Below are 330 nucleotides of genomic sequence, written 5' to 3' on the forward strand. Positions count from 1 at the left end.
CCATTCGCCATACGCCGCCCGGCGGCGACATCGGCGTGCGGCTGTGGCGGCAGGACGATCGGGTCATGGTCCAGGTCAGCGACAGCGGCCCCGGCATTCCGCAGACGCTGCGCGCCGATCTGTTCGTGCGCCCGTCTGTCCTGAGCGGCGCCCGGCGCCCTTCCGGCGGACTGGGGTTGATGATCGTGCGGCGTTTTCTGCAGCTGCACGACAGCGATATTCAGCTGATCGAACAAGCGCAAAGCGGCGCCTGCTTCCGCTTCGCCATTCCGCCGCGTTAACACGGCACAACGGTTATTGTGCGATCGGGAACCGCAGGCTGAAGAGGAT

At 66.1% G+C, this 330-nt stretch carries 1 protein-coding gene; it reads left to right on the forward strand.

All coding sequences use genetic code 11. From position 1 onward, the window contains the following. Nucleotides 1–281 (forward strand): ATP-binding protein (locus KQX66_RS39150; protein ID WP_216798455.1); only part of this gene is annotated, 281 nt, incomplete at its 5' end. Between the last annotated feature and the right edge of the window lie 49 nt (nucleotides 282–330).

It is taken from the genome of Paenibacillus oleatilyticus (assembly GCF_018998565.1).
Lineage (GTDB): Bacteria > Bacillota > Bacilli > Paenibacillales > NBRC-103111 > Paenibacillus_G > Paenibacillus_G oleatilyticus.